This is a genomic window from Paracidovorax oryzae ATCC 19882 (genome assembly GCF_000687165.1).
Taxonomy (GTDB): Bacteria; Pseudomonadota; Gammaproteobacteria; order Burkholderiales; family Burkholderiaceae_C; genus Paracidovorax; species Paracidovorax oryzae.
The window spans coordinates 192,835-213,936 of sequence record NZ_JMKU01000001.1; the positions used below are offsets into that span (position 1 = coordinate 192,835).

Annotated in this window: 21 protein-coding genes; 10 read left to right on the forward strand and 11 right to left on the reverse strand. The window is 70.7% G+C overall.

All coding sequences use genetic code 11. The features are described from left to right. From ssuC to T336_RS0100860, 7 genes are all read right to left on the reverse strand, one after another. Positions 1–879 (reverse strand): aliphatic sulfonate ABC transporter permease SsuC, encoded by an 879-nt coding sequence (gene ssuC / locus T336_RS0100830; RefSeq protein ID WP_019703010.1) that lies wholly within the window; start codon positions 877–879, stop codon positions 1–3. After that, positions 876–1,250 carry a VOC family protein gene (locus tag T336_RS0100835; protein ID WP_019703009.1) on the reverse strand — a complete coding sequence of 125 codons (375 nt, stop codon included), beginning with the start codon at positions 1,248–1,250 and terminating at the stop codon, positions 876–878. The genes ssuC and T336_RS0100835 overlap by 4 nt, the downstream gene beginning before the upstream one ends. Positions 1,251–1,279: 29 nt before the next feature. After that, positions 1,280–2,458, reverse strand: a complete 1,179-nt coding sequence (ssuD, locus tag T336_RS0100840; protein WP_026431151.1) for an FMNH2-dependent alkanesulfonate monooxygenase — start codon at positions 2,456–2,458, stop codon at positions 1,280–1,282. A 32-nt stretch (positions 2,459–2,490) separates the two neighbouring features. After that, complete coding sequence (locus T336_RS0100845; protein WP_019703007.1) at positions 2,491–2,697, reverse strand: hypothetical protein; 207 nt, start codon at positions 2,695–2,697, stop codon at positions 2,491–2,493. Between the two features lie 36 nt (positions 2,698–2,733). Beyond that, positions 2,734–3,723, reverse strand: coding sequence for a sulfonate ABC transporter substrate-binding protein (locus T336_RS0100850; protein WP_026431152.1), 990 nt, complete (start codon positions 3,721–3,723; stop codon positions 2,734–2,736). A gap of 171 nt (positions 3,724–3,894) precedes the next feature. Beyond that, complete coding sequence (gene ssuE / locus T336_RS0100855) at positions 3,895–4,482, reverse strand: NADPH-dependent FMN reductase (protein ID WP_026431153.1); 588 nt, start codon at positions 4,480–4,482, stop codon at positions 3,895–3,897. A gap of 55 nt (positions 4,483–4,537) precedes the next feature. Continuing rightward, positions 4,538–5,560: a sulfate ABC transporter substrate-binding protein gene (locus T336_RS0100860; protein WP_026431154.1), complete on the reverse strand. Its 1,023-nt coding sequence runs from the start codon at positions 5,558–5,560 to the stop codon at positions 4,538–4,540. Between the two features lie 208 nt (positions 5,561–5,768). Here T336_RS0100860 and T336_RS0100865 point away from each other — a divergent pair, with 208 nt between their 5' ends. The 3 genes from T336_RS0100865 (at position 5,769) to T336_RS0100875 (ending at position 8,667) form a co-directional block, all read left to right on the forward strand. Then, positions 5,769–6,041 (forward strand): oxidative damage protection protein, encoded by a 273-nt coding sequence (locus tag T336_RS0100865; protein WP_013594657.1) that lies wholly within the window; start codon positions 5,769–5,771, stop codon positions 6,039–6,041. A 129-nt stretch (positions 6,042–6,170) separates the two neighbouring features. Beyond that, positions 6,171–8,078: a bifunctional tRNA (5-methylaminomethyl-2-thiouridine)(34)-methyltransferase MnmC2/FAD-dependent 5-carboxymethylaminomethyl-2-thiouridine(34) oxidoreductase MnmC1 gene (gene mnmC / locus T336_RS0100870; RefSeq protein ID WP_026431155.1), complete on the forward strand. Its 1,908-nt coding sequence runs from the start codon at positions 6,171–6,173 to the stop codon at positions 8,076–8,078. Between the two features lie 76 nt (positions 8,079–8,154). Continuing rightward, positions 8,155–8,667, forward strand: a complete 513-nt coding sequence (locus T336_RS0100875; RefSeq protein ID WP_019701298.1) for a GNAT family N-acetyltransferase — start codon at positions 8,155–8,157, stop codon at positions 8,665–8,667. A gap of 37 nt (positions 8,668–8,704) precedes the next feature. Here T336_RS0100875 and T336_RS0100880 read toward each other — a convergent pair whose 3' ends face one another. Next, positions 8,705–9,949 carry an MFS transporter gene (locus T336_RS0100880; RefSeq protein ID WP_026431156.1) on the reverse strand — a complete coding sequence of 415 codons (1,245 nt, stop codon included), beginning with the start codon at positions 9,947–9,949 and terminating at the stop codon, positions 8,705–8,707. 210 nt (positions 9,950–10,159) lie between these two features. Here T336_RS0100880 and T336_RS0100885 point away from each other — a divergent pair, with 210 nt between their 5' ends. From T336_RS0100885 to T336_RS0100915, 7 genes are all read left to right on the forward strand, one after another. Further along, positions 10,160–10,963, forward strand: coding sequence for a sulfite exporter TauE/SafE family protein (locus T336_RS0100885; protein ID WP_013594653.1), 804 nt, complete (start codon positions 10,160–10,162; stop codon positions 10,961–10,963). A 28-nt stretch (positions 10,964–10,991) separates the two neighbouring features. Then, entirely contained in the window at positions 10,992–12,842 is a 1,851-nt protein-coding gene (locus tag T336_RS0100890) for a nitrite/sulfite reductase (RefSeq protein ID WP_026431157.1), read from the forward strand. A gap of 32 nt (positions 12,843–12,874) precedes the next feature. Beyond that, entirely contained in the window at positions 12,875–13,255 is a 381-nt protein-coding gene (locus tag T336_RS0100895) for a DUF934 domain-containing protein (protein ID WP_026431158.1), read from the forward strand. Positions 13,256–13,298: 43 nt separating this feature from the next. Continuing rightward, a complete protein-coding gene (gene cysD / locus T336_RS0100900) occupies positions 13,299–14,231 on the forward strand; it encodes a sulfate adenylyltransferase subunit CysD (protein ID WP_026431159.1) in 933 nt (310 codons plus the stop codon). Continuing rightward, positions 14,231–15,589: a sulfate adenylyltransferase subunit 1 gene (locus T336_RS0100905; RefSeq protein ID WP_026431160.1), complete on the forward strand. Its 1,359-nt coding sequence runs from the start codon at positions 14,231–14,233 to the stop codon at positions 15,587–15,589. Before cysD ends, T336_RS0100905 begins: the two co-directional genes overlap by 1 nt. A 62-nt stretch (positions 15,590–15,651) precedes the next feature. Further along, a complete protein-coding gene (fdxA, locus tag T336_RS0100910; RefSeq protein ID WP_013594648.1) occupies positions 15,652–15,975 on the forward strand; it encodes a ferredoxin FdxA in 324 nt (107 codons plus the stop codon). Between the two features lie 164 nt (positions 15,976–16,139). Continuing rightward, entirely contained in the window at positions 16,140–17,204 is a 1,065-nt protein-coding gene (locus T336_RS0100915; RefSeq protein ID WP_026431161.1) for an NAD(P)/FAD-dependent oxidoreductase, read from the forward strand. A 155-nt stretch (positions 17,205–17,359) separates the two neighbouring features. Here the strand turns inward: T336_RS0100915 and T336_RS0100920 are convergent, their stop codons facing one another. The 3 genes from T336_RS0100920 to T336_RS0100930 form a co-directional block, all read right to left on the reverse strand. Continuing rightward, positions 17,360–17,698, reverse strand: coding sequence for a hypothetical protein (locus tag T336_RS0100920; protein ID WP_026431162.1), 339 nt, complete (start codon positions 17,696–17,698; stop codon positions 17,360–17,362). Between the two features lie 267 nt (positions 17,699–17,965). After that, positions 17,966–18,889, reverse strand: a complete 924-nt coding sequence (locus T336_RS0100925) for an FHA domain-containing protein (protein WP_244883842.1) — start codon at positions 18,887–18,889, stop codon at positions 17,966–17,968. A gap of 64 nt (positions 18,890–18,953) precedes the next feature. Then, positions 18,954–21,092: a TOMM precursor leader peptide-binding protein gene (locus tag T336_RS0100930; protein ID WP_244883843.1), complete on the reverse strand. Its 2,139-nt coding sequence runs from the start codon at positions 21,090–21,092 to the stop codon at positions 18,954–18,956. Positions 21,093–21,102: the final 10 nt, after the last annotated feature.

Here is a 21,102-nt window from a genome sequence, read left to right on the forward strand (position 1 = left end):
TCATGCCTTGGCCTGGTAGCCGGGATGCCACCGCAGCCACCAGTGCTCCAGGCCGCGCGCGAACACGTCCGCCAGCTTGCCCAGCAGCGCGTAGAGCAGGATGCCCACGAGCACCACGTCGGTCTGCAGGAACTCGCGCGCGTTCATCGTGAGGTAGCCGATGCCGGCCTGCGCGGAAATGGTTTCCGCCACGATCAGGATCACCCACATGAGCCCCAGCGAAAAGCGCAGGCCCACGAGGATGGAGGACATCGCGCCGGGCAGGATCACCTCGCGGTAGAGCTGCCAGCGCGAGAGCCCGTAGGTCCGGCCCATCTCGATCAGGCCCGGATCGACGTTGCGGATGCCATGGAAGGTATTGAGGTAGATCGGGAAGAACACCGAGACAGCGATCAGGAACACCTTGGCCGATTCGTCGATGCCGAACCACAGGATCACCAGCGGGATGAGCGCCAGCGCGGGGATGTTGCGCACCATCTGCACGGTGGAATCCAGCAGCGTTTCCGCCCAGCGCAGCGAGCCGGTGAGCAGCCCGAGCAGCAGGCCCAGGCCGCCGCCGATCGCCAGCCCCGCCAGCGCGCGGCCCGCGCTCACCTTCACGTGGGTCCACAGCTCGCCGGATTCGCCGAGCTGCCAGGCGGCCTTGAGCACGTCGGACGGCGCCGGCAGCACCCGGCTGGACAGCCATCCCTGGGCAGCCGCCACCTGCCAGGCCGCGATCAGTGCCACCGGCACCACCCAGGGCAGCAGGCGCTGGCCCACGGCGGCGCCCCATTGCCGCACGGGCGCGGGCAGGCCCGTACCGGGTTCCTCGGGGGTGTCGGTGGCAGCGGACACCTGCAGCTCGCGCACCGCGGGGGAGATGGCAGGGCCCGTCATACGAACGCTCCCGCTTCCGCGTCGGGCTCCAGGAACTCGAGCTGGTTACCCGCCGGGTCCTTCACATAAAAGCGCAGGTAGCCCGGAAGCGCCCGGTTTTCGACCAGGGAAAGCTCGGCCTGCAGCAGGCGGCCGCGGAGTTCGGGCAGGTTGTCCACTTCGAACGCCAGGTGCGCGGCCGCGGGCGCCGGTTGCCAGCGTGTGGTGGGCACGAGGGCGATGCGCTGGGGCCCGGCCGCGAAATGCAGGGCGTTCTCGGCCGGGTACCGCACCTCGGCCAGGCCGAGCAGGCCGGCATAGAAGGCCCGCATGGCACCCTCCTCGCCCGCGGGAAACGGCAGTTGCACGTGGTTGATGGAATGGATGGCCATGGGAATCTCCTTCCTGTTGCGCGGGCCGCTCAGCTCTGCGCCGCGCGCGGCACGTACTGGTTGCCCACGATTTCGCCGAAGGGGCCGGTCAGGGGGCCCGCCGCGCGGCCACGGCCGCCGATGCGCTCGCGCACTTCGGCCGGCAGCAGCGGGAACACCAGTTCCGCGAAGCGGTAGGCCTCTTCCAGGTGGGGGTAGCCGGAGAGCACGAAGGTATCGATGCCCAGGTCCGCGTACTCCTGCATGCGCGCGGCCACGGTCTGCGGATCGCCCACCAGTGCGGTGCCCGCGCCGCCGCGCACCAGGCCCACGCCGGCCCAGAGGTTGGGGCTGATCTCCAGGTCCGCGCGGGCGCGTCGGGTGCCGCCGGCGTGCAGCGCTGCCATGCGGCGCTGCCCTTCGGAATCCATGCGCGAGAACACCGCCTGCGCCTGGGCCACGGTCTCGTCCTGCACGCGGCTGATGAGTTCCTCCGCCGCGGCCCACGCGGCGGCATCGGTCTCGCGCACGATCACGTGCAGCCGGATGCCGAAGCGCACCGTGCGCCCCCGCTTCGCGGCACGGGCGCGCACGTCGGCCACCTTCTGCGCCACCGCGGCCGGCGGCTCGCCCCAGGTGAGGTAGGTATCGACCTGATCGGCCGCGAGGTCGTGCGCGGCCTCGGACGAGCCACCGAAGTACACCGGCGGATAGGGCTTCTGCACCGGCGGATAGAGCAGCTTGGCACCCTTCACCGACAGGTGCTCTCCCTCGTAGTCGAAGGTGCCGCCATCGTGGCTGCGTGACAGGATCTCGCGCCAGATGCGGATGAACTCCTCCGACTGCGCATAGCGCTGGGCATGGTCCAGGAAGACGCCGTCGCCCTCCAGTTCCGTGCGGTCGCCCCCCGTCACGAGGTTGATGAGCAGGCGCCCGCCCGACAGGCGGTCGAAGGTCGCGGCCATGCGCGCGGCCAGGGCCGGCTGGTGCAGGCCCGGGCGCACTGCCACGAGGAACTTCAGGCGCTGCGTGACGGGCGCGAGGGCCGAGGCGACGACCCAGGGGTCTTCGCAGGAGCGGCCCGTGGGGATCAGCACCCCTTCGTAGCCCAGGGTGTCGGCGGCCGTGGCCACCTGGCGCAGGTAGTCGTAGTTGACGGCGCGGGCCCCTTCGGATGTCCCGAGGTAGCGGCTGTCGCCGTGGGTGGGGATGAACCAGAACACATGCATGGGAGGCTTTCTCGATCAGTAGGGAACGGAGGTCAGTAGGAAATGGCGAAGCGCGGCCCGGATGCGGGCAGGGGCACCGCGGGCAGCACATGCCGCGCGGTGCGCTGCGCCAGGTGCGGATGCGGGACCGCCGCGCCGGGCGCTCGCACCGTGGGGCGGAGCCCCCAGGCACGCGCGGTCACCGCCAGCAGGCGCCGCGCGGCCGGCCCGGGAGCCGTGGTCGATGGCAGGATGGACATGGGGATGCTCCTTGGGACGGACGGGCCGGACGCCGGCTACAACAGTTCCACCGGCGCGGCCTGGAGCACGTCGAGCTTCTTCGGTATCAGCTTGAGAGCGAAGAAGGTGTCCGCGATGGCCTGCTGCTCGGCCAGGATCTCGCGGGTCACGGCCCGCGTGCCGTAGCCAACGCGGCCAACGAAAAGTTCGGTCACTGCGCGGTCCAGGCCCAGCACCTGGGACAGCTCCACGGCGGCTTCGGCCTTGTGGCCCGCGACCCATTGGTCGATGCCGTCCACTTCCTCGATCGCGATGCGCAGCACGTCCGCATTGCGGGCAGCGAAGTCGCGTGAGGTGAAGTAGAAGGCCCGGTTGTTCACCACGCCCGTGGCGTCGGCCAGGATGCGGGCGTCCAGCGCCTTCTGGGCCGCCGCGAGGAACGGGTCCCAGATCACCCAGGCATCTACCGCGCCGCGCTCGAAAGCAGCGCGCGCATCCGGCGGGGCAAGGAAGACGGACTGCACGTCGCGGTACTGCAGGCCGTTCTTCTCCAGCAGTTTCGCCAGGAAGTAATGCACGTTGGAGCCCTTGTTGTAGGCCACGCGCTTGCCCTTCAGGTCGGCCACGCTGCGGATGGCAGAACCCTTGGGCACCACCACCGCCTCGAGCGCCGGCCGCGGCACCGTGGCGCCGGCATACACGAGCGGTGCGCCGGCGGCCTGGGCGAAGATCGGCGGGGCCTCGCCCACGTCGCCGAAATCGATGGAGCCGACGTTCAGTGCCTCCAGCTGCACCGGGCCGGCGTTGAATTCCGTCCAGGTCACCTTCACGCCGGCGGCCGCGAGGCGCTTCTCCAGGGTGCCGCGCGCCTTCAGCAGCGAAAGCCATCCCTTCTGGTGGCCGATCCGCAGGGTGCGCGCGGCGCCGGCAGACTGCGACCAGGCCGGCAGTGCGGCCAGGGCGGCAGCGCCCGCGCCGGCGGCCAGCCAGCGGCGGCGGGAGGTGGACGGCGCAGTGCGCGCGGGGGATTCGAACAGCGGGACCATGGGGAACTCCAATCTCTGCGGTATGTCGGGGCAGCGGGCAGGCAGCGCTCCGCCCGGGGCGGGGCACGGAGGCCTCGCCCTGCGGGCCGGCACGGCCAGCGGAAGGCAAACGGGGTGGAACAGATCGGTGCGCAGGCGGCCCCGCGCGTCAGCGGCCGCGGCGCGGACCGGTCAGACGCTACATCGCACCTGCTCGAAGGGGATCGGCGGGAAGCGCGCCGCCTGCACCGGCGGGCGCAGCGCCTCGGTCACCAGCAGGTCGAGCGCTTCGTCCAGCCGGCGGGAAATGTCGGGCGCCAGGGTATGGGCGCCCTCGGGCGTCAGGGTGACCTGGGCATCCGTGGCATACACGCCGGGCAGGATGTGCCGGGCCCCGAGCGACTGCAGCACGGGCCGCAGGGCGTAGTCGAGCGCCAGCATGTGGTGCGGGCTGCCGCCGGTGGCCAGCGGCAGCACCGCCTTGCCCTTGAGTGCCTCCTGCGGCAGCAGGTCGAGGAACACCTTCAGCACGCCGCTGTAGGCGGCCTTGTACACCGGCGTCGCCACGACCAGGGCCCGGGCGTCGGCCACCTGCTCCACCGCATGGGCGATGGACCGGTGGCCCGTGTCGGCCAACAGCAGCGCCTGCGGGGACAGGTCGCGGATGTGCAGCCGGTGGATACCCGTGCCGCGCACCGACAGCCGCAGGGAGGTGGCATCGAGCAGCGCGGCGGAACGCGAACGCTCCGAAGGGCTTCCGGCGATCAGGAGTACGGACATGGGCGGGCCTTGCGGGGTGGTGGTCGGTCGTGGGCGGGACGCGGCGGCGTTACGGTCACTTCTTCGTGTAGATCTGGTCGAAGCTCGCGCCGTCGGCGAAGTGGTCCTTGTCGGCCTTGCCCCAGCCGCCGAACGCCTGGTCGATGGTGACCAGCGTGAGCTTGGGGAACTGCGCGTCGTATTTGGCCTTGGCCTTATCGCCGGTCGGGCGGTAGAAGTGCTTGCCGGCGATGTCCTGGGCTTCGTCCGAGTACAGGTACTTCAGGTACTCCTCGGCCACGGCGCGCGTGCCCTTCTTGTCCACGACCTTGTCCACCACGGCGACGCTCGGCTCGGCGAGGATGGAGAGCGAGGGGGCGACGATCTGGAACTTCTCGGCACCGAACTCCTTCAGCGCCAGGAAGGCTTCGTTCTCCCAGGCCAGGAGCACGTCGCCCACGCCGCGCTGCACGAAGGTGATCGTGGAGCCGCGCGCGCCGGTATCGAGCACCGGTACGTTCTTGTAGAGCTTGCCGACGAATTCCTTCGCCTGCGCGTCGCCGCCGTACTTGCGCTTGGCGTACTCCCAGGCGGCCAGGTAGTTCCAGCGCGCACCGCCGGAGGTCTTGGGGTTGGGCGTGATCACCTGCACGCCCGGCTTGACGAGATCGTCCCAGTCCTTGATGCCTTTGGGGTTGCCCTTCTTCACGAGGAACACGATCGTGGAGGTGTACGGGGCGGAGTTGTGCGGCAGGCGCTTCTGCCAGTCCGGCTTGACCAGGCCGCCGTTCTTCACCAGCGCATCGATGTCGCCGCCCAGGGCCAGCGTGGCCACGTCGGCATCGATGCCGTCGATGATCGAGCGGGCCTGCTTGCCCGAGCCGCCATGGGACTGCTTCACCTGCACGTCCTGCCCGGTCTTGCCCTTCCAGTACTTCGCGAACGCCTGGTTGTAATCCACATACAGCTCCCGCGTGGGGTCGTACGACACGTTGAGCAACTGCACCGGCTGCTGGGCGATGGCCGGCACGGACAGCACGGCGAGCGAAGCCAGGGCGGCTGCGGCGGGAAACTTGATAAAGTGGCGGCGAAGGTTCATGAGGGGCTTTCCTGGGAGATCCGTGGACGGTGCGGTAGAGCACGGCACCGATGCAGCGCATTCTGGAAGCCCCTCCTCAAAACTGAAACTACTGAAATTTCAGTTCTAAATTCCAGAAATATCTGTAGAACCTTTGCAAGCGGGAGCGCACGGCGCCCTTTTCCTGCTTGTGTCCTCTCTCCAATACCGCCAGAACAAGGAAATCCACATGCCCCGTACCGTCCAGTGCATCAAGCTCGGCAAGGAAGCCGAAGGACTCGACTTCCCTCCCTACCCGGGCGACCTGGGCAAGCGCATCTTCGAGAACGTGAGCAAGGAAGCCTGGGCCGGCTGGCTCAAGCACCAGACCATGCTCGTGAACGAAAACCGCCTGAACCTCGCCGATGCGCGCGCGCGACAGTACCTCGCGCGCCAGATGGAGCAGCATTTCTTCGGCGGCGGCGCGGATGCCGCTGCGGGCTACGTACCGCCCAGCGCCTGACGGCCACCCGCTGGCTCCGTTTTTCGCAAGCCCGGCTCTGCCGGGCTTTCCTTTTTCCGCCTCCGTTTCCCGCCGTGCGGCTGACACGGCGCAAGCTTCCGCGCCCCGCGGCGCCGCGACAATCGCCGCATGTCCGAACCCATCGACTGGCTCCCCGACGGCACTCCGTTCAACCCGCGCTTCGGCGACCGCTACCACAGCGAAACCGGACTCGCGCAGGCGCGCGAAGTCTTCCTGCACGGCTGCGGGCTGCCGCAGGCCTGGGCCGGCCAGGCGATGTGGCGGGTGCTGGAGACCGGCTTCGGCTTCGGCCTGAATTTCATTACCACCTGGGCGGCATGGCGGGCCGACCCCGCACGGCCGCGGCTGCTGCATTTCGTGTCCTGCGAAGCGTTTCCCGTTTCCGCGGACGACCTGCTGCGCTCCATGCAGGGACATGCCGAGCTGGAACCGCTGGCCCGCGCCCTGCATGCGCAGTACTGGGGCCTGCTGCCCGGCGTGCACCGGCTCGCCTTCGAGGGCGGGCAGGTGCTGCTCACGCTCTACATCGGCGATGCGCAGGCCATGCTGCGCCAGCAGCAGCCGGTGGCCGACGCGGTGTACCTCGACGGCTTCAGCCCGCAGGTGAACCCGGAGTTGTGGGACCTGCATACCCTCAAGGCCGTGGCGCGCTGCTGCCGCCGCGGCACGCGGCTGGCCACCTGGAGCGTGGCCGGCGCAGTGCGCGAAGCACTCGCGCAGTGCGGCTTCCGCGTGCAGAAAGTGCCCGGCCTGCCCCCGAAGCGCGCCAACCTGCAGGGGGTGTTCGATCCGGCCTGGGAGCCGCGCCCCGTGCAGCCGGATCTGCCCGACGTTCGCGTGGTGGGCGGACCATCAAGCGCGCTGGTCATCGGCGGCGGGCTGTCGGGCGCCGCGGTGGCTGCGAGCCTCGCACGGCGCGGCTGGCAAGTACGGGTGCTGGACCAGGGCGCGGAGCCGGCGGCCGGCGCCTCGGGCCTGCCGGCCGGCGTGTTCGCGCCGCATGTGTCGCCCGACGACAGCCTGCTGTCCCGCCTGTCGCGCTGCGGCGTGCGGGCCACGCTGCAGGCCCTGGAGGCATCAGGCCTGGCGGAGGGCGAGGACTGGAGCGCCTGCGGCGTGCTGGAGCACGAGGTGGATGGCAAGAACCGCCTGCCGCCTGCCTGGACCGGGGATGCCGCCGTGGGCGCCGGATGGAGCCGCCCCGCCGAAGGCCCGGCGCTGGAGGCCGCAGGACTGCCCGGTGCCACTGTCGCCTATTGGCATGCGCGTGGCGGGTGGCTGCGGCCGGCCCGGCTGGTGCGCGCGCTGCTGGCGCACCCTGCCATCCACTGGCAGGGCCGCAGTGCCGTGGCGCGGCTGGAACCTGTGGCCGCTCCCGGTGGGGCCACGCACTGGCAGGCATATGGCAGCGACGGCACGGTGCTCGCCGAAGCGCCCCACGTGGTGGTGGCCGCCGGCTACGGCAGCCGCCCGTGGCTGCCCGCCCGCTACCCGATCCATCCGCTGCGTGGCCAGGTGAGCTGGGGCACGCGGGTGGACAGCCCGGCAGCCGCCTGGCCGCCCTTCCCCGTCAACGGCCACGGCAACCTCGTGCCGCATGCGGGCATGGCGGGGCAAGCCATCTGGGTGATGGGTTCGACCTTCGAGCGCGGCCAGACGGAACTGCCCCCCGCGCCAGAGGACCAGGCGCACGCCCATGCGGCCAACGCCGCGAAGCTGGAGCAGTTGCTGCCGGCGCTGGCGCAGGGACTCGCACCCGCCATCGCCGGCCCGGGCGCCGCGCCCGGCCACTGGGCGGCCGTGCGCTGCACCGCGCCCGACCGGCTGCCGTTCGTGGGCCCGGTGGATGCCGCTCGCCAACCAGGGCTCTGGGTCTGCGCCGCGATGGGCGCGCGCGGCCTCACGCTGTCGCAGCTGTGCGGGGAGCTGCTGGCCGCCCGCATGATGGGCGAGCCGCTGCCCGTGGAGGCGCGCCTCGCACGGGCGGTGTCCACGGAGCGGCTGCCCGGAGACTGAACATCCGCGAACCCGCCAGGGGCCCTGTATGCACCATGTCCAGCGTATCCGTCCCTATCTCCGGGAGACCAGCGAAGTGCAATGGAGCCAGTGTGAAATCCCCTCGCCGCGGCTGCTGCTCAAGCCGTTCTCGCCCGCGGATGCCAATGAGGCATTCACGTGCATCACCCCGACGCTGACGCGCTACATGTCGTTCGACCCGCCCCCTTCGGCTCCGGCGTTCGAAGCCATCTGGCGCCGATGGCTGGATGACATCGCGGCAGGACGGGATTTCGTCTTCGCGATACGGAGCCGCTCCACACGGGCCTTCATCGGGCTGTGCGGCCTGCACCGCACCTTCGAGGCGGAACCTGAACTGGGCATCTGGGTGCGGGAGAGCGAGCACGGCCATGCCTATGGCCGCGAGGCCGTGGGGGTCGTCTTCGACTGGGGTGCGAAGCATTTCGCCCCCGCCGCCTTCACCTACCCCGTCGCGCAGGCCAATACGCCCAGCCGCCGCATCGCCGAATCGCTCGGCGGTGTCGCCGTTGCCCACCGGCCGGGAACGAAGTACGACACCGTGGTTTACCGGATTCCGGCCAGCCGCTGACCCGGGTGGCGCAGGGCAGGCGGTACCTCCTTGCGGCTCAAGGGGTGTGCGGACCGGCTTTCGCCTTCCTCGCAGGAATCCACACGCCGAGCATCGCCGCCGCCGCGAGCGAGAGCAGTCCGGTCACAGCGATGCCACCGGCCAGCGAGGCGGTGGCCACCAGCGCCGACAGCAGCGCCGGCCCGCAGGAGCCGCCCAGGTCCGACAGGAAGCGCCACACGGCCAGGAAGTACTGTCTGCCGTGGCGCGGCGCGAAGTCCGCCCCCAGCGTCATGATCAGGCCCGAGCCGATGCCGTTGCCGAAACCGATCGCCGTCGCGGCGATCAGCAGCGTCGCGAAGCCGCCGGTGAACGGCATCGCCAGCAGCGCCAGCCCGATGATCGCCATCGACGGCACGGCCACCCAGCGGCGGCCCTTGAGGTCCATCACCCGCCCGGCCGGATAGAACAGCAGCATCTCGATGCCCCCGGCGATGCCGTAGATCACCGAAGTGACCGCAGGCGCCAGCAGCAGGTGGTCCGCCCACAGCGGGATCACCGCCTGGCGGGAGGCGCGCACCGCGCTCACCAGCGCGACCCCGAGCCCCAGGGTCAGGAACACCCGGCGATGGTCCGCCAGGATGGACCCCAGTCCCACCGGTGCCGGGGCCGGCGCGCCCGCGGGATGCGGCGGGGCGACGAGGTCCGGCAGGCGGGCCCCGACGGCCGCCGCCGCGAGCACGCCCGCGATGCCGACGGCGAAGGCGGCCTTCAGCCCGAAGGCATGCACGGCTGCCGCGGAAAGGAACGGCCCGATGAACATGCCGATGCGCATGACGCCACCCAGCGTGGACAGGGCCCGGGCGCGGTAGGCGGCCGGCACGGCCTCGGTCAGGTAGCTCTGGCGGGCCAGGTTGTAGATGGCCTGGGACATGCCCACCATGCAGCAGCCGATCGCCAGCGGCACGACGCCCGGCAGCAGCACGGCCAGCGCCATGCCGATCGCGCTCCACAGGCCCGCGGCGACGATCGCCCAGCGTTCGCCCCAACGTATCGTGATGTACGACGCGGGGATATTGTTCAGCAGCGAGCCCAGCCCGATCAGCGTGACCACGAAGGCCGCCATCGAGACCGATGCGCCCAGTTCCCGTGCCAGCAGCGGCACGATCGGCAGGATGGCCCCCTCGCCCACCCCGAACAGCAGCGACGGCCCGAAGGCCGGCAGCGCGATGCGGCGCCAGGAAAAAGCATCGGCGCCGGAGCTGGCGGCAGGAGGAAAAGCGGGGGGAGTGGTGTCGTTCATGGGAGAGGCGCTGCGGCAGGCGGCAAGGGCGGCGAACGCCCGGCGCCAACGATACGCCAAGCCCGCATGCCGCGCCGGCCAGGATCGTGGAAAGGCGGTCCGCACCAGGAGTCGGGGAACGCACGCCCATCACCAATATACATATATCGATATACCTGCAGGAGCAAACAATAGTTTGAAACCATAAGGCGAGCCCCTACAGTCACGCCCATGCATGACCTGGCGTTCGTTTTCGCGGGATTCGCGGTGGGCCTGATCGTCGGCCTCACCGGGGTCGGTGGCGGCTCCCTGATGACGCCCGTGCTGATCTTCTTCTTCGGCGTCAAGCCCCACCTGGCCATCGGCACGGACCTGCTGTTCGCCGCCTTCACCAAGATGGGCGGCACGGTGAGCCTGGCCCGCCAGCGCCTCGTGCCCTGGCGCGTGGTGGCCCTGCTGTGCGCGGGCAGCATCCCCTCGGCGCTCCTGGCGCTCTGGGCGCTGCGCACCATCGGCCCGGCCAGCGCCACCGCCCAGCACCTGATGACCACCACCCTGGGCGGCGCCCTGCTGCTCACGGCCGCCGCCACGCTGTACAAGGCCTTCGTCTTCTCCCCGGCCCGCCAGGCCGCCGAACGCGCCGCCCGCCAGAGCGAAGGCGCGCAGGCCGACCGCCCCCGCCACTGGAGCCTGCCCGTGCTGCTGGGCGCGCTGATCGGCACGCTGGTCACCTTCACGTCCGTGGGTGCCGGTGCGATCGGGGTCACCGTGCTGCTGATGGTGTTTCCCCTGCTGCCGCTGCCGCGCGTGATCGCCGCGGACATCGCCTATGCCGTGCCGCTGACGCTGGTGGCGGGCCTCGGCCATGCCAGCCTCGGCTCCGTGGACTGGCCGCTTCTCGCACAATTGCTGGCCGGCTCGCTGCCGGGCATCTGGCTGGGCTCGCGGCTCGTCTCCCGCGCGCCGGAGCGGTTCATCCGCTCGGCCCTTTCCGTGCTGCTCGCCTGGGCGGGCGCCAAACTGGTTCTGATCTGAGCGTGCCTGCGAGGCGCGCAACCCCACCATGTACCAATACACAGAATTCGACCAACAGTTCATCCGCCTGCGCGCGGACCAGTACCGCGACCAGCTCGAGCGCTTCCAGGCCGGCAAGCTCTCCGGCGACGAGTTCAAGCCGCTGCGCCTGCAGAACGGCTGGTACGTGCAGCGCTACGCCCCCATGCTGCGCGTGGCCGTTCCCTACGGCGAGCTCTCCAGCGGCCAGCTGCGCGTGCTGGCCCGCATCGCCCGCGAATACGACATCCCCGAGCCGGCGCTGCTGGCCGAGGCCCAGGCCACGCAGGAAAAGCTCGGCGACATCCCGCTCGCCGACGGCCGCCGCATCGGCACGCGCCTGAAGTACGGCTACGGCCACTTCACCACGCGCACGAACGTGCAGTACAACTGGATCCCGCTGGACAAGAGCGCCGAAGTGATGGACCTGCTGGCCTCCGTGCACATGCACGGCATCCAGACCAGCGGCAACTGCATCCGCAACATCACCAGTGACGCGCTGGCCGGCATCGCCGCCGACGAGATCGCCGATCCGCGGCCCTTCGCCGAAATCCTGCGCCAGTGGAGTACGCTGCACCCCGAGTTCGCCTTCCTGCCGCGCAAGTTCAAGGTATCGCTCAACGGCGCCCGCGAAGACCGCGCCGCGCTCGGCTGGTACGACGTGGGCCTGCAGCTCGTGAAGAACGAGGCCGGCGAGCTGGGCTTCCAGGTGCGCGTGGGCGGCGGCATGGGCCGCACGCCGGTCATCAGCCCGGTGGTGCGCGAGTTCCTGCCCTGGAACCAGCTCATGAACTACCTGGAGGCGGTGATCCGCGTCTACAACCGCTACGGCCGCCGCGACAACCTCTGGAAGGCGCGCATCAAGATCCTCGTGAAGTCCGAAGGCCAGACCTACGTGGACCAGGTGGAAGAGGAATTCCGCCAGATCGTCGAGGTGGAGGGCGGCCCCCACACCATCACCCAGGCCGAATACGACCGCGTGGCCGCCTGCTTCCACGACCCGGTGCCCGACCTGGGCAGTGCGGACACCGAGAGCCAGACGCTTTCGCTGCTGCGCGCAGCCGCCGAAGGCGACCAGGGCTTCGGCCGCTGGCTCACGCGCAACGTGCTGCCGCACCGCCATCCGCTGCTGCGCGCCGTGGTGCTGTCGTTCAAGCGCGTCGGCTACGCGCCCGGCGACGCCACGGCCGACCAGATGGACGCGGCCGCCGACCTGGCCGACCGCTACTCCTGCGGCGAGGCCCGCGTGACGCACGAGCAGAACCTGCTGCTGCCCTGGGTGCGCGCCGACCAACTGCCCGCGCTCTACCAGGAGGCGCGCGCGCTGGGCCTGGCCCAGCCCAACATCGGCCTGCTGACCGACATGATCGCCTGCCCCGGCGGCGACTTCTGCTCGCTCGCCAACGCGCGCTCGCTGCCCATCGCCGAAGCCATCACCGAGCGCTACCAGGACCTGGACGAGCTGTGGGACCTGGGCGAGATCGACCTGCACATCAGCGGCTGCATCAACTCCTGCGGCCACCACCACAGCGGCCACATCGGCATTCTGGGCGTGGACAAGGACGGCAGGGAGTGGTACCAGATCACGCTCGGCGGCGCAGACGGCACCGACCTGTCGGGCCCGGCCGTGCCCGGCAAGATCATCGGGCCGTCCTTCAGCGCGGCCGAGGTGCCCGGCGTGATCGAGGCGCTGCTGGCCACCTACCGCGACCAGCGCCAGCCGCTGTCGCCCGAGGCCGCAGGCAGCGCCCGGGGCCAGAAGCACGAGCACTTCATCGATACCGTGCGCCGCGTCGGCATCGAGCCCTTCAAGGCCGCCGCCAACGCCGCCCGCCATCCCGCAGAGAGCGTGGCCGCCTGAGCCCCGAGCACCGCATTCCCACGAGAAACACCATGAAAATCATCGCCGCCCACGATCCGGCCGCCAACGCGCCGGGGCTCCACGTGCTGGCCATGCCCAACGACGCCGATCCGCTCGTGCAGGACCTGGCGGGCATCGAGCGCATCGACCTGCATTTCCCCAAGTTCACCGATGGCCGCGCCTTCAGCCAGGCCCGCCTGCTGCGCCAGCGGCGCGGCTTCCGCGGCGAGATCCGCGCCACCGGCGACGTGCTGATCGACCAGCTCGTGCAGATGGCACGCTGCGGCTTCGACGTGGCCGTGCTGCGCGAAGGCGTGGACCTGGCGGACGCGCAGCGCCAGTTCGACCGCTTCCACGCCTTCTACCAGGGCGACGCCGCGCACCCCCTGCCCCACTTCCGGGACGCCGCCTGACGCGGCCCTCGCCCCCTTCCAACGAGCTTCCACGAGCCGACGCATGAACGCCCGCACCGAACCCCATGTGCTGAACCAGCTCAGCAACCGCCATCTCGACGCGCTGGAGGAAGAGACCATCTTCATCCTGCGCGAGGTGGCCGCCGCCTTCGAACGCCCCACCCTGCTCTTTTCGGGCGGCAAGGATTCGCTGGTGATGCTCAAGTGCGCCGAGAAGGCCTTCGGCGCGGGCCGCATCCCCTACCCGCTGCTGATGATCGACACCGGCCACAACTTCCCCGAGGTCACGGATTTCCGCGACTTCCGCGCGAAGGAACTGGGCGCCGAGCTGATCGTGCGCAGCGTGGAGGATTCGATGGCGCGCGGCACCGTGCGCCTGGCCCACCCGGGCGAGAGCCGCAACGTGCACCAGTCGGTGACGCTGCTGGAGGCCATCGAGGAATTCCGCTTCGACGCGCTGATCGGCGGCGCGCGGCGCGACGAGGAAAAGGCCCGCGCCAAGGAGCGCATCTTCTCGCACCGCGACAGCTTCGGCCAATGGCAGCCGAAGGCCCAGCGGCCCGAGCTGTGGACGCTGTTCAACACGCGCCTGGCCCCGGGCGAGCACTTCCGCGTGTTCCCCATCAGCAACTGGACCGAACTGGACGTGTGGCAGTACATCGACCGCGAGCAGATCGCCCTGCCTTCGCTCTACTACGCGCACCAGCGCGCCGTGGTCGAGCGCAAGGGCCTGCTCGTGCCGGTGACCGACCTCACGCCGCCCCGCGAAGGCGAGGAAGTGGTGACGCGCGAGGTGCGCTTCCGCACGGTGGGCGACATCACCTGCACCTGCCCCGTGGCCAGCGACGCCGCGACGGCGGCGGATATCGTGATCGAGACGCTGGCCGCCGACGTGAGCGAGCGCGGCGCCACCCGCATGGACGACAAGACGTCCGACGCCTCCATGGAAAAGCGCAAGAAAGACGGATATTTCTGATGACGACCATGAATTCGATAGCCGCCAGCGCAGACGCAGCCGGCCAGAACGATCACCAATCCGCGCTCCGCTTCATCACCTGCGGCTCGGTCGATGACGGCAAGAGCACGCTGATCGGCCGCCTGCTGGTGGACAGCCGTGCGGTGCTGCAGGACCATCTCGCAGGCGTGACGCGCGGCGGCGAGACCGACCTGGCGCTGCTCACCGACGGCCTCTCGGCCGAGCGCGAGCAGGGCATCACCATCGACGTGGCCTACCGCTACTTCGCGACCGAGACGCGCAAGTTCATCATCGGCGATGCACCGGGCCACGAGCAGTACACCCGCAACATGGTCACGGCCGCCTCCAGCGCCGACGCAGCCGTGGTGCTGGTCGATGCCACCAAGCTCGACTGGCGCGACCCGCAGCTCGCCCTGCTGCCGCAGACGCGCCGCCACTCCCTGCTGGTGCACCTGCTGCGCGTGCATTCGCTGGTGTTCGCCGTGAACAAGCTCGACGCGGTGGATGACCCCGCCCTCGCATGGCGCCACATCCGGGCGGCACTGGAAGCCTTCGCCCGGACGGCCGGCATCGCCGTGCGCGCCACCGTGCCCGTGTCCGCGCTCAAGGGATGGAACGTGGTCGATGCGCAGCCCGGCTGGTGCGGCTACGAAGGCCCGGGCCTGCTGCAGATCCTGGAGCAGCTGCCCCACACGCCGGCCGACACCGGACTGGCCCTGGCCTTCCCCGTGCAATGGGTGGAGAAGTTCTCGTCCTCGGCGGACACCACGCAGGGCCGCCGCGTGTTCTGGGGCCGCGTCGCCGCGGGCCAAGTCGCGCCCGGCGCGGAAGTGCAGGTGTTCCCGAGCGGCCAGATCGCCCGCGTGGCGCAGGTGCTCGACCATGCGCGCCGTCCGCACACCGTGCAGGCCGGCACCAGCGCGGGCATCATCCTCGACCGCGAGGTGGACGTCTCGCGCGGCGACTGGATCCTGGCCGCACCCGCCCCCGCGGCAGCCGCCCCCGCGGACGATTTCGACACCCCGGCGCCGGTGCCCGCCTGGCCGGCGCGCCGCGAGATCCGCGCCACCGTGGCCTGGATGGACGACGAGCCCCTGGTGGCTGGCCGCGTGTACTGGGCGCTGCACGGCCACCGCTGGGTGAAGGCCAAGGCTCAGCGCGTTGTCCACCGCCTCAACATCCACACGCTGGCCGAAGAAGACGCCGCCCAGCTGGAGCCCAACGCCATCGGCCACGTGGACCTGCTGCTGCAGGAGGCCCTGCCCGCCGCGCCTTTCGGCCAGGCCCGCGTGCTGGGTTCCCTGATCCTCGTGGACACCGCCAGCCACCGCACCGCCGCGGCCGTGCTGGTGAACTGAAACCGCCTCTGGCCCGAACCGCCCTAAAATTGCGGGTTACCCCGACCCAAAGACTGCCTCTCATGACTCACGTCGTCTCCGAAAACTGCATCAAGTGCAAGTACACCGATTGCGTGGACGTGTGCCCCGTGGATTGCTTCCGCGAAGGCCCGAACTTCCTCGTGATCGATCCCGACGAGTGCATCGACTGCGCCGTGTGCATTCCCGAGTGCCCGGCCAACGCGATCTACGCCGAGGAAGACCTGCCCGCCGACCAGCAGGCCTTCATCAAGCTCAACGCCGAGCTCGCCCCGCAATGGAAGAGCATCACCAAGCGCAAGGCCTCGCTGCCGGACGCCGACGAGTGGAACGGCAAGCCCGGCAAGATCGCCGAACTCGTCCGCTGAAGAATGGAGACATCCCCCCGGGCGGCTGCGCCGCTCCCCCTTCCCTGGCGGCGCTTCGCTGGCCGGATGGGGGCGACGCCAGCGCGGCGGGGTGGCCCTTGCGTGGCGTCTGCTCGCCTGGGCCGTGGCCGACTCCAGCGTGACAGTCCTCACTTGAACACGTGATGGAAAACGCTCGCCTCATCGAAGCCGATGCCGTGGTCATCGGCGCGGGGCCCGTGGGGCTCTTCCAGGTCTTCCAGCTCGGCCTGCAGGGCATCGCCGCGCATGTGATTGACGCCCTGCCCCACGCCGGCGGCCAGTGCGCCGAGCTCTACGCCGACAAACCCATCTACGACATTCCGGGCGTACCCGTGTGCACCGGCCGCGAGCTGGTGGCATTGCTGACCCGGCAGATCGCGCCGTTCTCCCCGCGACTGCACCTCTCCCAGCGCGTCGAGACGCTGCAGCCCGCCCCCGGTGGCGGCTTCCTGCTCGCCACCGATGCCGGCACCACGCTGCATGCGCGCACCGTGTTCATCGCGGCCGGCGTGGGGGCCTTCGTTCCGCGCACGCTCAAGATCGACGGCATCGAACGCTTCCACGGCACCCAGGTGTTCCACCACGAAGAGCCCGCGCCCACCCGCGGCCGGCAGGTGGTCGTCCTGGGGGGCGAAGACACGGCCGTGGCACGCGCCATCGCCTGCGCTGAGCCCGGTCCCGAGGCCGCAGCGGGTGTCACCCTGGTACATCGCCGCGACGCCTTCCAGGCGGCTCCGCAGGACCTGGCCCGGCTGCAGGCACTGCGCGACAGCGGCCGCATCCGGGTGCTGGCCGCCCAGGCCACGGGCATCGAAACCACGCAACCGCAGCCACCGCAGGCGGAGGACCGGCTCGTGGCCGTGCGCCTCCTCGCTTCCGACGGCTCGGAGCACGCCCTGCCCCTGGACACGCTGCTGCTGTGCCTGGGTGTTTCGCCGCGCCTGGGCCCCATCGCCGACTGGGGACTGGCGCTGGAGCGCAAGCAGGTGAAAGTGGACACGGCCACCTTCTCGGCCGGGGTGGCGGGGCTCTACGCCGTCGGCGACATCAACACCTATCCCGGCAAGCGCAAGCTCATCCTCTGCGGCTTCCACGAGGCCACGCTGGCCGCGTTCGCGGCGGCCGAGCACCTGGCCGGCGCGCCGGTCGCCCTGCAGTACACGACCACCAGCACCCGGCTCAAGGAACGCCTGGGCGTCGCAGGCTGACGCACCCGCAGGAAGGACGAAGGCCCCTGGCACCGCTGCCAGGGGCCTTCGCCCCGCGCCATCTCCCTCCCAGAAGTGGCGCGTTTCTCTCTTTTGTTGTTATCGCGACGGACTCGCTTCTCCTCCCCGGCCGTGTCGGCCATGTTCTCCTGGTTTCAATCCGCAATCACCTGCACGGCCGCGCCCACACGATGGGCATGCGTGCAGAGCGCCTTGAGCTCCCGAAGGAAATCGCTCAGCGGCGTATAGGGCAACCGGCACAGCACGCCATCGCACTCGCTGCTCCAGCGCAGCAGATCCTGCCCATGCACGTGCATTTCTGCGCAGCTGCCGTGGTAGTGGCGCCAGAAGGCAGACAGGTAACCTTGCTCGGGTGCCGAACCCATCACGTGCTGGTAGTAGGACTCCCACAGGGTCCGCGGCTGCCACACGGCACCCGCCGCTGCGCGCCGGGAGGAGGCCTGCACGCCGGAAGAGAGGGTGATGCATCGCATGTGCCGACTCCTCTCCCCGCTCAGGCGCCCACCCGGCCGGCACGGTGGACGCCGGCCCCTTGCGGGGCTCTGCCGATCTGCCGACGGGTTCGTGGTTGCTGCATGGCGGTTCTCTCGAAGGATTGGTGACCCCGGCCGGCGGCCGGCCGGGTCGTCCCCCTCTGATGACGGTATGGTTCTTGTAGCGACTGCTATTGCAGCGCGGTGACCGTAATCTAGAGAAAAGTCGCGCAACAACCCATTACATGCGATTACAGGAACTCTGCATCACGGCCGGGCTCCGGGCCGTTCGCCCTCGAGGCGGCCACCCTTGCGGATGCGGAAGGCATAGTCGCCGAACCGCACTTCCCCACGGCGGCGCTCCACCACGGAGACCGTGTCGCCCGCTGCGCCCAGGGTGTTCTGGACCTGCCGCCGCGCCCGGAACAGCTGGATGTTCAGGTACGGTACATCGACCCCCAGCATGCGCGCCAGGGCATCGATGGCGAGCCAGCCCTGGCTGGCCATGGGAACGTCCCGCCCGGCATCCTGCAGGCGCTGGCGCGCGAGCGTGAGCAGGGTGTAGTGGTGGATGCGCTCTCCCAGGGACAGCGACTGGCCGCCCAGCTGGATGTCGAGGCAGACGTGCTCCTCGTCCTGGCTCACGTCGAAATCGAACAACGGGGCCGGCAATGCCGCAGCGGACGGCATGCGCGGTACGTCCTGCGTGGCGCCCAGGTCCTCGCAGAGCACGAACTCCCAGCGCTGCCCACCCGCCTGGACGATGTGGCCGTCCAGCAGCGGCTGCACCTGGTCCATGCGGTCCCACCACCAGCGCCCTTCGGACTGGAACACGTTGGATTCCGCCTCCGAGGGATGGGGCAGCAGGTTTTCCTGGATGTCCAGCACGCGCAGCACGGGTTCGCCCCCGAGCGGCCAGAGGCCCGTCCTGGGCGGCGAGGCATCGACCAGGGTCCACACGGCCGCGACCGAGGCGCCGAAGCGGATCTCGGAGCCCTCCGCCAGGCCGTGCCAGTGGGCAGGCTGCAGCCGGGCATTGTCCAGCAGGGTGCCGTTGCGGCTCTGGTCTGCGACCTCCCAGCGCATGCCGGACCAGCGCACGATGGCATGGAGCTTGGACACATCGGCCTCCTGCAGCACCGTGCGGCACGAATCCGGATGCCGGCCGAAGGTATGCAGGGGGCGGAGCACGATGCTCCGGCCGCTCGAAAGGTTGCGCAAAATCGCCATCGTGCTCCGCAGGAACGCTTTCAGGTCAGACGTAGAGGGGCCAGGGGTTGAGGTCGCCCTCGTCCCGCGCGGCATCGCGCCATCCCATCGCCACGGGTACGCGCGACAGGCGGGGATTCGCGAGTTCCGGCCAGATATGGCAGGCGCCGGGAAGCGTGGTCTTGACCGTGCGCAGCGGAAGATCGGGGCGCGAGTAATCGTGCACCACCACTTCCAGGCCACACCTCCGGGCCGCCTCCACGCAGGCCGCGATGTCCCCACGGATGCCGCCGCGCCGGCCCGTTGCCGCGCAGGCGCGGACGGAGGACGCGATGCGGCGATTATCCCCTCCTTCCGGCAGGAGGAACTGCGGGGATGCCCTGCGCAGGCCGTTCCAGTGCCCGGGCAGGGTCTTGCCCACCGCCACCAGCTGCACCAGCTCCGTCAAGGCCCGCTCGCAAGCCATGTCGGCATCCAGGCTGCACCCGAAGCCCAGCGCCCAGTCGCCGTCGGTGCGGCAGCCCACGGCGGCCACCACCGGGATGCCCAGGTCGTGGGTCAGGTCCAGCGCCCAGAAGCTCCAGCCGCTGCCGAGGGTGGAGCGCACGCGGCGGACATGCTCCGGGTCGGCCCGGCCGAGATCGAACGCGGGCACGGCCAGCTCGTTGTACCACCAGATCGCCGTGGCATCGCGCTCGACCACCTCCAGCAGCCCCTGCAGGACGGCCTCCTCGACGCCGTTGCCGGCGGCGCAGCCGTTCGAGTTCCACTCGCCGTAGCGGGACCAGCGTTCGGGCACGCCCGCATAGCAGTGGGCGAGCGGCAGGAAGCACGGCGCCTCGTGCGTGAGGGACCAGGCGGGGGTCCAGGCCAGCGGCGCCCCGGCGGGATGGACCAGGGTGCGCCGGACGCGGTCGTCCCCCGGGCCGCCTCGCGCACGCTGACGGTCGCTCACGAACACCAGCGAGCCCGGACCGAAGGCGGGAGCGGGCAGCGCGTCCGCGCGCGCCTCGGTCCAGGCTTCGTCGCCCTGGAAGCCAGCGGCGTAGCGCTCCACCGCCTCGCACAGCGCGCTCGCCTGCGCCTGGGCGGCAGTCATGCCCTTGCCGAGGCACCAGCGTGCCGCCAACGGGCCGCCTTCCTGCGGGCCGGCCGGATGGAAGGCGCTGCGATAGACCGTGATGGCGCCAGCGTCCGGCAGGGGCAGCGGCGAGCACTCCGTCACCACGCCGGCCCACGCGCCGACGCAGGGCTGCACGGCCTGGACCGTGGTTTCCGGGGGCACCGTGCGGGAGCCGCCCCGCGCGCCCGGCAAGGCATGCACATCGCTCAGTTGCACGGGCTGCCCGGCCTGTCGCTCCATCCACCCGGCATCCCCGCACTGCGGGCACTGGGGCCGCCGCGGCACCGCCTCCCATGCTTCCACGCCACCCTCACCTCCGTCCGGCGCCTGGGGGCTGCCGAGCGCGGCGAACCGCCCCGGCACGGCATCGGCCAGCAGGCGGTGCATGGCTTCCTGCGCCTGGCGCCAGCGCGGCGCCCGGCCCGCCGGGTCACTGAACAGGGGCACCAGCCCGTGCGAGCCGGGGACCTGCCGCTCCAGCCAGGCGCGCCCCGGGCTGTTGCGCCGCAGGCGGTGCAGGAAGCAGTGCCAGCACGGCCCGGCCCCGCCCGGACGCAGCAGGGGGCCGGCGATGGCCTGCGTTCCGCCCAGGCGCACCGGCATCCACCAGCGTGACCGGCCCGCCTGGAGCGCGCGTTTCCATTCCCCCGCCAGCCGGGGATCGAAATAGTCATCGCACAGCACGAGGTCCACCTCCGGCAAGGCGCCTCCACCGGCGGCATCCACCGCGGCACGCCAGGCTGGCAGCCCGCCGGGCTCCACCAGCCAGGTCACGCTGCCGGCATCCCCCTCTTCCCGCGCCGGCGGGGCATCCACGCGGGGAACGGCCCAGCCACCGGGAGCTGCGCCGCGCGCCGTCAGGTCACCGCGGCGCGCCAGCGCCTCCATCGCCGACAGCAGGCCGGGCAGGTGCCGCGGATCGCCACCGGCCGCGCACCAGTCCGCGGGGGCCAGCGCACCATCCACCAGTTGCGCGAGGATGGCCGACTCCGCGAAGGGCAGCAGGAACGCGCCCGCCTCCTCGACCAGGATCGGGGCGGCGGAGACGGACGTGGCGGACACGGCCGCAGGG